We start from the raw sequence: 8,723 nt of genomic DNA, 5'->3' as shown, positions 1-8,723 counted from the left end.
ACAGGTTCGAGGCGAGGGCCTCTAGGCCGCGCCGAGCGCCCTGGCCGCCGGTCGCGCCTCGCGCAGCCGACGCAGGCGGTTGGCGGTCTGCGGGTGCGCGGCGACGGCGGCGGGGTCGTCGAGCGCTTGGTTGAGGAGCTGGTAGTAGCGGATCGGGCCGAGCCCGAACGCTTCGCGGACAGCGGCGTCTTTGTTCGCGGCCCTGCGCCACCACGCGCGCTCGAACGCGAGGAGGCTGGCGGGGTCGGGCTTCACGCGGCGCTCCAGAACGTGATGTGCAGCCACGCGCCCTCCTCGCGGGTGAGGCCGTCGAGCCGGGCTTTGACGACTTCCTCGGTGACGTCGAGGAGGCGGGCGAGCTCGACGCGGTCGGTCGGGTCGTGCGCGTCGCCGTAGGCTTGCAGCAGGTCCGCGAGATGGAAGAGCCAGCGCGCGGCCTCGGCCTCCGCCGCCGCGCGCTCCTCGGCTGGGCACGGGGCCGCGAAGCCGCAGCGCTCGCGCTCCAGGGAGGCGAGCGCCGCGGCGGCGGCGCATCTGCGCCGGACCACGCCGTCGAGGCGGCGGTCGAGCCGGATCAAGCTCCCCTCGCGCTCCCAGCCGACCCCGTCTGGCAGCTCGGCGAAGGCGTCGACGACGACCTCCGGCCAGCCGGCCCCGAGCGCCCGCCACGGGTGGAAGGGACGGCGGGCGAGGCGCTCCCGCAGTGCCTGGTCGTCGTCCTCCGAGTGCTGAATCACATGCATGTGATTGAACGTTAGGCATTTCGGCGCGATCGTCAAGCGCAGTTGTCCACAGGGCTGTGTGGAACTCGCCGAAATCGTCTGAAATCCGGCGAACACGGCGAGGGGTTCTGGGGAGACTCGCCGAACATCGGATCGTTCCCCCAGCTCAGGGAACCGCTCGCTTGTGGATAAAAGTGCTGTCGGCGTGTCGCCGTTTTCCGCTTCTCGGCGTGTCGCCGATAGCGGGGAGGCTTCGAGCCCGAGTTGGGCGAGCGCGGCGGCGGTCTCCTCGACCGCTCTGCGCTCGGGCGAGGTCTCGTTCGGGCGGGCGGCTGGGTCCTGGTTCGGTTCGGTGCGCGTGGTCGGTTGTTTACTCATGCTGGAGATCATCGGACGGGCCACTGACAAAAAGTGGCCCTGACCTCGAATTACACTGATGTTTTTTCGGTTTTCCGCCTGATTCGCGGACGTCCTCCGATGTCAGGACATGTATGTGTTCTCTATCACTTTTCTGGATTCGTCGGCGTTTCTGCGCGCTCGGGGCGGTTCGGGCCGCCCCAGTGGGGCTGGCGCTCGGGGCGCTCCTCCGGCCACAGCGGCGCGGGGATGCGCCCGGCGGCGAGGGAGAGCTCGGCGCGCTCGACGAGATCGGAGACTTTCAGGCCCAGGCGGCGGCAGACGATCTCTAGCTCCAGGAGGGTGAGCGGGATCGCGGGCTTCTCGCCGAGCCGGGCGCGGACGTAGCGCTCGGCGCCGAACGTGCCCCCCTCCAGCGACGGGGGGCCCTGGAGCGCCGAGACCCTCAGCCCCTGGCGGGTCAGCTCGGCGCGGGTCTCGCGCACGATGGCCAGCTGCAGGGCAGTGAGGGGGATGCTCTCCGTTTTCTTCACCATGCGCCCACCGTATCGGACGGGAATGACGATGAACAACATATTCCGGACTTTCGCTACACCTATGAGCCATGACACATACCTAATGAAGTTGCAAACATCATGATTAGGTATTAGGCTCTCGGCATGCCCATCGAAAACCACACCCTCTCCGACGCGGTGGCAGCCGAGGTGCGCGCCCTGCTCGCCAGACGCGACATGACCCGCGCCCAGCTCGCCGAGAAGATCGGCGTCGAGTACCCCGTCCTGTGCCGGGCCGTGAAGGGCCAGCGCCCTTGGCGGCTCGACGAGCTCCAGAAGGTGGCCGACGCGCTCGCCGTCCCGGTCGCGCAGCTCCTGCCCGCCTGGGCACGCGAACTGGGCCTGGGAGCCGCCGCGTGAGCGCGCCGTCCCTGCCGCTGGACGCGATCACCGTCGAGGGCAGGCACCGCAAAGACCTCGGCGACCTTCAAGCCCTCGCCGACAGCATCAAGACCGTCGGTCTCTTGCACCCGGTGGTCGTCACCCCCGACGGCCAGCTGGTCGCCGGGCAGCGCCGCGTCGAGGCCGTCAAACTGCTCGGCTGGCAGCGCGTCCCGGTGACCGTCATGGCCGACCTCGACGACGCGGCGCGGCTGCTGCGCGCCGAGTCCGACGAGAACGCCTGCCGCAAGCCCTTCACCCCCGTGGAGGCCGAGGCCATCGCCGGTGAGATCGAGAAGATCCTCAAACCTGTTGCTGAAGCACGCAGGCAGGCCACCCAAGGCAGGCCGAAAACTGGTGCAGATTCTGCACCAGTTTCCGACGCGCGGATTCCGAAGACCAGGGACATAGCGGCGGAAGCCGTCGGCTACTCCCGCGACACCATCGCGAAGGTCCGCAGCGTTCGCGAGGCCGCCGAGGACCCCGACGCCCCGGAGGCGGTCCGCGAGGCCGCCGAGCGGGCACTGGCCTCGATGGACGAGGACGGCAGCGTCCACGCCGCGTGGAAGTCCGTGATCGAGGCCAAAGCCGCCCAGCCCCCTGAGCGGGAGCGGGCGCCGGACGAGCCCCTGCCCGAGCCCAAGGCCGCCCGCAAGCGCAAACCGCTGCCCGATGTGGAGCTGCGGCTGAGCGTGCAGCAGGACGCCGTCCTCGACGGGTACCGCCGCCTGCTCAAAGACGACCGCTGGGGCTCGAACCGCAAGAGCTTGGAGCCCAGAGTCCGCCGCGCCTTGCAGCAGACGATCTTCTCCGCGCGAGAGCTGCTCGACGAGCTCGCCCCCGAAGACTTCCCCCAACAGGAAGAACCGCCCATCCCCATCCCCGAGAGGAACTGATCGCCATGACCACGACTATCCCGACTCCAGCCTCCGCGTTCGCCGACGCCTCAGGCCCCGACGCCTCCTGGTGGTGGATCGGCCCCGAGGAGGCCGAAGAGCTCCTCGGGCACAACACGCGCAACAGAAACCTGCGCCCCGCCCACCGCGACGCCCTCGCCAGAGACATGACCGAGGGGCGCTGGAAGGAGAACGCCGCCCCGGTCCAGGTCGCCGCCGACGGCACGCTGCTCGACGGGCAGCACCGCCTCTCGGCGATCGTCAAATCCGGCGTCCGCCTGAAACTGCTGCTCGTCACCGGGCTGCCGAAAGACTCACAGCACGTCATGGACTCCGGGGCCAAGCGCACCGTCGCCGACGCGCTGCGCATCGACGGCGTCCCCGACGCCACCAAGGTCGCCTCCGCCGCGCGTGCCGTGATCATGCTCGACCAGCGGCACGTCCCCACCCACACCGAGACGGTCGCCTTCGCCAGAGAGCACGCAGAACAGCTGGCCTGCGCGACCCGACTCGGGTACCAGGTCTACCGCGACCTCGCCGGCTCCCCCTCCTCCTGGGCCGCGGCGGCGTGGCGCATCCTCGCTGTGGACCACGTCAACGGCCACATGTTCCTGCACCTGCTCGCCTCCGGAGAGATGATCGGCCACGGGCACCCCGCCTACACGCTGCGCCGCAAGCTGCGCTCCGGGCTCGCGTCGGCGAACAATCCCAAGGCGCTGCGCGACACGCTCGCCCCGGTGTTCAAAGCCTTCAACCTCTGGGGCGCGGGCAAGAGCGCCCAAGTGATCCGCGTCGACCCCAACGAGCACTACCCGTGGCCCCGCCTCGCGGAGAACCCCCTCGACTAACCCCATCGGCCCTCCGGCCGGGAGGCGTTCACCGCTCCCGGCCGGAGCCGGCCACAACCCACCAGATTGGAGAACACGATGAGCACAGCGACAGCGCCCGCGCTCCCCGACGAGCCCGAGCGCAAGCCGACGCTGCGCCTGGCCGACCCCGCCCCGGCCCGCCAGCGCACCGCCCGCCACCTCGCCGAGCACCGGACGGACCTCGACCTCATGCTGCACCACCGCGAGAAGGCCGCCGAGCACGCCGAGCTCGCCAAACGGCACGAGGCGCAGATCAAGGCCGCGCTCGGCGACGCGGATGTGGGGGTCTTGGACGGGCGCGCCGTCGTCACCTGGGAATCCCACCAGCGCACGGGCCTGGACCAGGCGAAGCTCAAACGCGACTGGCCCATCGCGTTCGCCGACTGCCAGCGCACCACACGCGTGCGCGTGTTCCGGGCGGTCGACGAATGAGCGCGTGGAGGGCGACGAGGACGAAAACCCCGTCCAAGACGATCCGCTGCGAGGACTGCGTCGCGAACTGGGGCGCGCACCTGGACTCCGGCGGCCAGCTGCCCGGCCCGCAAGTCCGCTGTGCCTCGGTGTCGCTCACAGCGGGCGAGGCGCGGCACAAGCTGTGCGGCCCCTGCTACGCCGAGCGCAAGCTCGCCCACGACCAAGAGGAGAAGAAGAGATGAGCGCCATAACGCCCCAAGACTGGGCCATCACCGCCCGGACGGCGCGGATCGCGCGGTTGCAGGAGGAGCTGGACGCGCTGCACAAACGCCACGCCCCGGTCTGGACCGACCTGCGCGACGGGCACTGGCAGTGGACGGCGGGCGATTTCGTCTTCAGCCAGCTCTGGCGCCTGCTCAGCGACCTGAACTCATTCTTCCTCGACCTCGCCCACCACCCAGAGCTCGCCCCCGGCGGCGGCCCCCCGCAGCTTCGGCTGGTCGAACCCCGGGAGGAGTCCGAACAATGAGCGCCCTCGGAGCATTCGAGATCCTCGACCCCATCCGGCCTGTCGGGCTGCTCGCCGACCTGAAACAGATGATCAAGGCCCAGCACGGGGCGAACCCGCGCTCCAAGCAGTCCGCGCTCGGGCCCTCGGAGCTGGCGCACCCGTGCGAGCGCCGCCTGGCGCTGCGCCTGGCCGGGGCCCCGAAGGCGAACGAGGGCGGGGACCCGTGGGCCTCCATCGTCGGCACCGCGATCCACGCCTGGCTGGGCGCCGCCGCTGTAGCGGACAACGCCCGGCTCGGCCGGGAACGGTGGACCGCCGAACGCAAGATCGAGATCGTCCCCGGCCTGGCGGGGACCCCGGACCTGGTGGACGCCGATTCGGGGACGGTGATCGACTGGAAGACCGGGTCCGCCGCCAGGATCGCGGCGGTCAAGCGCCAAGGGGAGATGGACCCCGAGCACCGCGCCCAGACCAGCCTCTACGGGCACGGCCTCAACCAGACCGGCGTGAAGGTGCGCAAGATCGCGGTCGTCTACCTGCCGCGCTCGGGGAACCTGGAGGACGCGATCTGCTTCGAGGAGCCCTGTGACCCCGAGCTCGCCCAAGAGCACCTGCGCCGATTCGAACAAGCCAACCGGCGCCGCCGACACAACGCGATCACGCGAACCGAGCCCGATTTCGCCAAGATCCCCATCACCCCCGTCAAGTGCGAGCACTGCCCGTTCTTCGCGCCACGCCCCAGCTCGCCTGTCCAGTGCGCCGGCGAAACCGCCGTCCTGTCCCACAACGCCGCCTAAGAGGAAATGAGGAACCAAATGACGACCGCGAACACCGCAGAGCCCGACGACCCCGAGCTCGTCGACCCCACCCCCTACCGCTTCGACTGGGACAAGGCCCACGGCCACGTCCTGCTCATCGAGCCCCTCGCCAAAGAGGACGTCGAGACCGGCCAGTACGGCGTCAAACCCGCCATCCGCGCCAACGTCGTCGACGTCGAGCACCCCACCGGACCCGAGCGCGCCCCCGACGTCCTCGTCTTCGGCGCGGGGCTGGTGAAGAACCTCGAAGAGCACTGCGGGCGCGGCTGGATCGGCGGGCGCCTCGGAAAAGAGGGCAAGGCCCGCGTCCTCGAACCGCTCACCCAGGCCGAGAAGGCCGACGCCCTGCACAAGGCCGGCGCCCTTTTGCGGAGGTCCGAATGAGCCCGCCGCGCCCGGGCGAGACGATCCCGCTCGCCCGCGACCTCGCCACCAAACACGGCATGTTCGCCAAAGGCGTCACAGTCGAGGTCCTCCAGCTGCGCTACCTCGTGAGCCTGGACCCGCCCGGCTCCCCCTCACCGCCGAAGATGACCGCCGTCGTCGCAGAAGACCTCCTGTGGGCGCCGGACAAGCGCGAGCGCAACCACGCCCGCCTGGAACGGGACCGCCGCAGCGCGGAGCTGCACCGGCTGCGCTCCGGGCAGGCCCAGACCGTCCGGACCCCGGTCGCCGTGCTGGCGGACCTGTACCTGCACGCGAGCGTGGAGGCGCAGGACCGCGCCGACAACGCTCTCGGCGCGAGGGCCGTGGACGCCGTCGTCGCGCTCCACGACCGGCGCGAAGCGCCCAAAAGGAGCGCGTGAGCGATGGAGAAGGTGTGGCTGTCCTCGACCTACTACCTCGACGCGAAGGTGGCCGGGCTGTCGGCGAACGCGGAGCGACTGTTCACCCGCGCGCTCGCGTTCTGCGGCAACGCCGAGACCAAAGGCGTGTTCGACAAAAAGCAGGCGATGTGTCTCGGGATCGTCCGCGTTTCGTCGTACATATCGGAGCTGATCCGCGCACAGATCGTCGACGAGACCAGTCCTGGCGTCTACCGGTTCCGCAACTGGGAGAGGTGGCAGAAAACCGGCGACGAACTGCTCGAACGACGAGAGAAAGACCGCGAGCGCAAACGCCGTCAGCGCGAGCGGTCACAGGAAACGTCCCGTGACGTCACGCCTCTAGAAAAGAATAGAGAAGAAAAGACATCTACTAGTCACGTTCCTAAAGCACCTCACCTGAGCGACGCGGGCGGGCGCGAGGGGCCGCTGCCCGGTCGCGTGCCGATCAAGGGCTGGGCACTGGTGCGCGAGACGATCCCAGGCGAGCACCCCCAGCAGATCCGCTCCGCCCTCGCCGTCAAAGCCGCCGAACTGCTGCGCGCCGGGACCCCCAGAGCCGACGTCGCGGACGCCCTGCGCCTGTGGCTCGCCAAACCCCGCGCAGGGGCGGGACTGTTGCCGTCGCTGGTCTCCGAAGTCGTCAAAAACCGGGCTGACCCGGCCCAGCCCGCCAGGGGCAGCCCCTCGGAGAAGGCCCTCGGCTGGCTCGCGATCGCCGCCGACTACGAGGCCAAAGCCCACAACGCCCAAGACCTGACCGGAAGGGAGCTCGACTAATGATCAACCCCAGCGACCAGCAGGTCGCCGACGCCGCGAAAGCCCTCGGCAAAGCCGCGCTCTTCGACCGCTGGTTCGCCAAACCCGAGCCCGGCATGGCCCGCGCCTGGGCCCAAGCCTTCGCCCGTTTCGACCTGCGACTGCCGGACCTCTTGGACGCGGTGACCCTGCACTACAGCGAGACCGGCGAGCACATCGCCGCCGCCGACGTCATCCGACACGCCAGAGCGATCCGCCGCGACCGGGCCGAACGCGAGAAACCCGGCGAGCGCTCTGAGCGCCAGAACCGGCTCGACCGCCGCCTAGAGGCCAAAATCCTCGAACTCGCCGACAAGAAGTCCATCGACAACACCAACCAGCCGACACAGGAGCACTGAACCATGACCATCGACATCGCCCTCGCGCACGACCCAGAAGCCAGACGCATGATCGCCGAAGTCCGGCGCCACGCGGAAGGACGCCTCTCCGAGGAAGACCTCGCCCTGGCCCTCGCCGAGTTCGAGCAGCTCATCACCCTCGCCGAGGTCCTCGCCCTGTGGCGCGACGGCCTGGTGGCCTTCGCCTGGGACGGTGAAACCCTCACCGCACGCCCCGCCACGCCAACCGCCAGCACGGACGCCGCGAAGGAGAACCTGTGACGCACGAGCCCTCGATGATCGACCCGGAGGACCTGGAGCGCTTCATGCGCGAGATCTGGGCCAACTCTCGCGAGTCCGGGCCCACCAACGCCGAGTGGCGCGCGGCCCACCTCGCGTTCGGGCACTGGGCGCTCCAACACGCCGCCTGGGAGCTGTGGAAGAGGGGCCGCATCAGCCTCGCCTGGACCGGAACCGAATTCGCCTACAACCTCCCCCTCGAACCAGAGCAGGAGCAAGCCGCATGAGCGCCCGGCCCTGCGTCCACCCCGGCTGCCGCGACAAATTCGGCGACCGCAGACTTGTCGCAGACGGCATGTGCCGTGGCTGCCGGAATCAACTGCGCCGCACACTCGGCCTCATCGCCGCCGACTACGAACGCCTCGCGCTCCTGCCCCGCCCGCAAGGCCCCGACACCCTCGGGCGCAAAGCCACCCCCGAGGGCTTCGGGCACCCCGCCGAACGCGCCAGCGAGCTGTGCGCCGAGATCGCCGAATCCCTCGTCCGCGCCCACCAGCTCCTCGCCTGTGTCCTGGGCGGCCTCGGACCAAGCGAGAACCTCTCCCAGGCCGCGCACGTCGCGCAGTCCCGCCAGTGGCTGGACGAGCGCTTAGAGACGATCTGCGAGCTCGACCACGCCGGCAAGCTCGCGAGCGAATGGGGCGAGCTGCGCGAGCGCACCAAGCCCTACGGCGTCGCCGCCCCGATGGTCTGGCTCGGCGGCAAATGCCCCGGCTGCGAGAACCTCACCGTCTGGCGCTGCTGGGACGAGGTCGAGGAGCACTACGACCGGATCGTGTGCTCGGTGTGCGACTGGGAGCCCGACGAGGGCGAGATCGCGGACTGGCTCGACCAATACCAGGCCCAATGGGAAGAAATCGCCCGCCACAAGGCTTCATGACCTGGACTCATCCACAAGCACGCCGCCGAGCACAACCCCCCGACCAGGCGATTTCACATCG

17 protein-coding genes are annotated in these 8,723 nt (G+C 69.7%); 14 read left to right on the top strand and 3 right to left on the bottom strand.

What is annotated here, in order from left to right; translation table 11 throughout:
* Positions 1 to 21 precede the first annotated feature (21 nt).
* The 3 genes from SROT_RS17010 to SROT_RS05955 all read right to left on the bottom strand — a co-directional run bounded on the left by SROT_RS17010 (position 22) and on the right by SROT_RS05955 (position 1,615).
* Positions 22 to 285 (bottom strand): DUF3263 domain-containing protein, encoded by a 264-nt coding sequence (locus SROT_RS17010; protein ID WP_013138118.1) that lies wholly within the window; start codon positions 283 to 285, stop codon positions 22 to 24.
* A complete protein-coding gene (locus tag SROT_RS17005; protein ID WP_041406988.1) occupies positions 252 to 1,100 on the bottom strand; it encodes a hypothetical protein in 849 nt (282 codons plus the stop codon). Before SROT_RS17005 ends, SROT_RS17010 begins: the two co-directional genes overlap by 34 nt.
* A gap of 125 nt (positions 1,101 to 1,225) precedes the next feature.
* Positions 1,226 to 1,615 (bottom strand): hypothetical protein, encoded by a 390-nt coding sequence (locus SROT_RS05955; protein WP_148223364.1) that lies wholly within the window; start codon positions 1,613 to 1,615, stop codon positions 1,226 to 1,228.
* Positions 1,616 to 1,738: 123 nt separating this feature from the next.
* Between SROT_RS05955 and SROT_RS05950 the strand changes: the two genes are divergently transcribed.
* From SROT_RS05950 to SROT_RS15555, 14 genes are all read left to right on the top strand, one after another.
* The gene (locus tag SROT_RS05950) at positions 1,739 to 1,993 is read left to right on the top strand and encodes a helix-turn-helix domain-containing protein (RefSeq protein WP_013138115.1); all 255 of its coding nucleotides are present in this window, start codon (positions 1,739 to 1,741) and stop codon (positions 1,991 to 1,993) included.
* Complete coding sequence (locus SROT_RS15570; protein ID WP_013138114.1) at positions 1,990 to 2,910, top strand: ParB N-terminal domain-containing protein; 921 nt, start codon at positions 1,990 to 1,992, stop codon at positions 2,908 to 2,910. The genes SROT_RS05950 and SROT_RS15570 overlap by 4 nt, the downstream gene beginning before the upstream one ends.
* Positions 2,911 to 2,915: 5 nt before the next feature.
* Positions 2,916 to 3,758, top strand: coding sequence for a hypothetical protein (locus SROT_RS15565; RefSeq protein WP_013138113.1), 843 nt, complete (start codon positions 2,916 to 2,918; stop codon positions 3,756 to 3,758).
* Between the two features lie 78 nt (positions 3,759 to 3,836).
* Positions 3,837 to 4,211: a hypothetical protein gene (locus SROT_RS05935; protein ID WP_013138112.1), complete on the top strand. Its 375-nt coding sequence runs from the start codon at positions 3,837 to 3,839 to the stop codon at positions 4,209 to 4,211.
* Positions 4,208 to 4,435 carry a hypothetical protein gene (locus SROT_RS05930; RefSeq protein ID WP_013138111.1) on the top strand — a complete coding sequence of 76 codons (228 nt, stop codon included), beginning with the start codon at positions 4,208 to 4,210 and terminating at the stop codon, positions 4,433 to 4,435. The genes SROT_RS05935 and SROT_RS05930 overlap by 4 nt, the downstream gene beginning before the upstream one ends.
* Entirely contained in the window at positions 4,432 to 4,722 is a 291-nt protein-coding gene (locus SROT_RS05925) for a hypothetical protein (protein ID WP_013138110.1), read from the top strand. Before SROT_RS05930 ends, SROT_RS05925 begins: the two co-directional genes overlap by 4 nt.
* Entirely contained in the window at positions 4,719 to 5,501 is a 783-nt protein-coding gene (locus SROT_RS15560; RefSeq protein ID WP_013138109.1) for a PD-(D/E)XK nuclease family protein, read from the top strand. The genes SROT_RS05925 and SROT_RS15560 overlap by 4 nt, the downstream gene beginning before the upstream one ends.
* An 18-nt stretch (positions 5,502 to 5,519) precedes the next feature.
* Positions 5,520 to 5,906, top strand: a complete 387-nt coding sequence (locus SROT_RS05915; protein ID WP_013138108.1) for a hypothetical protein — start codon at positions 5,520 to 5,522, stop codon at positions 5,904 to 5,906.
* On the top strand, positions 5,903 to 6,328 hold the full coding sequence (locus tag SROT_RS05910) for a hypothetical protein (protein ID WP_013138107.1): 426 nt from the start codon (positions 5,903 to 5,905) through the stop codon (positions 6,326 to 6,328). Before SROT_RS05915 ends, SROT_RS05910 begins: the two co-directional genes overlap by 4 nt.
* Positions 6,329 to 6,331: 3 nt before the next feature.
* Complete coding sequence (locus SROT_RS05905; protein WP_013138106.1) at positions 6,332 to 7,126, top strand: hypothetical protein; 795 nt, start codon at positions 6,332 to 6,334, stop codon at positions 7,124 to 7,126.
* Positions 7,126 to 7,503 carry a hypothetical protein gene (locus tag SROT_RS05900; protein ID WP_013138105.1) on the top strand — a complete coding sequence of 126 codons (378 nt, stop codon included), beginning with the start codon at positions 7,126 to 7,128 and terminating at the stop codon, positions 7,501 to 7,503. Before SROT_RS05905 ends, SROT_RS05900 begins: the two co-directional genes overlap by 1 nt.
* Before the next feature lie 3 nt (positions 7,504 to 7,506).
* Positions 7,507 to 7,764: a hypothetical protein gene (locus tag SROT_RS05895; RefSeq protein WP_013138104.1), complete on the top strand. Its 258-nt coding sequence runs from the start codon at positions 7,507 to 7,509 to the stop codon at positions 7,762 to 7,764.
* On the top strand, positions 7,761 to 8,009 hold the full coding sequence (locus tag SROT_RS05890) for a hypothetical protein (protein WP_013138103.1): 249 nt from the start codon (positions 7,761 to 7,763) through the stop codon (positions 8,007 to 8,009). Before SROT_RS05895 ends, SROT_RS05890 begins: the two co-directional genes overlap by 4 nt.
* Entirely contained in the window at positions 8,006 to 8,662 is a 657-nt protein-coding gene (locus SROT_RS15555; RefSeq protein WP_013138102.1) for a hypothetical protein, read from the top strand. Before SROT_RS05890 ends, SROT_RS15555 begins: the two co-directional genes overlap by 4 nt.
* Positions 8,663 to 8,723 lie beyond the last annotated feature (61 nt).

Origin of the sequence: Segniliparus rotundus DSM 44985 (assembly GCF_000092825.1) — a bacterium.
Classification (GTDB): domain Bacteria; phylum Actinomycetota; class Actinomycetes; order Mycobacteriales; family Mycobacteriaceae; genus Segniliparus; species Segniliparus rotundus.
The sequence above is the reverse complement of the archived record's forward strand: the minus strand, read 5'-3'. Positions and strand labels throughout refer to the sequence as shown.

What these genes read in the sequence shown, in the direction of transcription:
- SROT_RS17005 (WP_041406988.1), bottom strand. Translation starts at nt 1,100, where the DNA reads ATGAGTAAACAACCGACCACGCGCACCGAACCGAACCAGGACCCAGCC.
- SROT_RS05955 (WP_148223364.1), bottom strand. Translation starts at nt 1,615, where the DNA reads ATGGTGAAGAAAACGGAGAGCATCCCCCTCACTGCCCTGCAGCTGGCC.
- SROT_RS05950 (WP_013138115.1), top strand. Translation starts at nt 1,739, where the DNA reads ATGCCCATCGAAAACCACACCCTCTCCGACGCGGTGGCAGCCGAGGTG.
- SROT_RS15565 (WP_013138113.1), top strand. Translation starts at nt 2,916, where the DNA reads ATGACCACGACTATCCCGACTCCAGCCTCCGCGTTCGCCGACGCCTCA.
- SROT_RS05935 (WP_013138112.1), top strand. Translation starts at nt 3,837, where the DNA reads ATGAGCACAGCGACAGCGCCCGCGCTCCCCGACGAGCCCGAGCGCAAG.
- SROT_RS05930 (WP_013138111.1), top strand. Translation starts at nt 4,208, where the DNA reads ATGAGCGCGTGGAGGGCGACGAGGACGAAAACCCCGTCCAAGACGATC.
- SROT_RS05925 (WP_013138110.1), top strand. Translation starts at nt 4,432, where the DNA reads ATGAGCGCCATAACGCCCCAAGACTGGGCCATCACCGCCCGGACGGCG.
- SROT_RS15560 (WP_013138109.1), top strand. Translation starts at nt 4,719, where the DNA reads ATGAGCGCCCTCGGAGCATTCGAGATCCTCGACCCCATCCGGCCTGTC.
- SROT_RS05915 (WP_013138108.1), top strand. Translation starts at nt 5,520, where the DNA reads ATGACGACCGCGAACACCGCAGAGCCCGACGACCCCGAGCTCGTCGAC.
- SROT_RS05910 (WP_013138107.1), top strand. Translation starts at nt 5,903, where the DNA reads ATGAGCCCGCCGCGCCCGGGCGAGACGATCCCGCTCGCCCGCGACCTC.
- SROT_RS05905 (WP_013138106.1), top strand. Translation starts at nt 6,332, where the DNA reads ATGGAGAAGGTGTGGCTGTCCTCGACCTACTACCTCGACGCGAAGGTG.
- SROT_RS05900 (WP_013138105.1), top strand. Translation starts at nt 7,126, where the DNA reads ATGATCAACCCCAGCGACCAGCAGGTCGCCGACGCCGCGAAAGCCCTC.
- SROT_RS05895 (WP_013138104.1), top strand. Translation starts at nt 7,507, where the DNA reads ATGACCATCGACATCGCCCTCGCGCACGACCCAGAAGCCAGACGCATG.
- SROT_RS15555 (WP_013138102.1), top strand. Translation starts at nt 8,006, where the DNA reads ATGAGCGCCCGGCCCTGCGTCCACCCCGGCTGCCGCGACAAATTCGGC.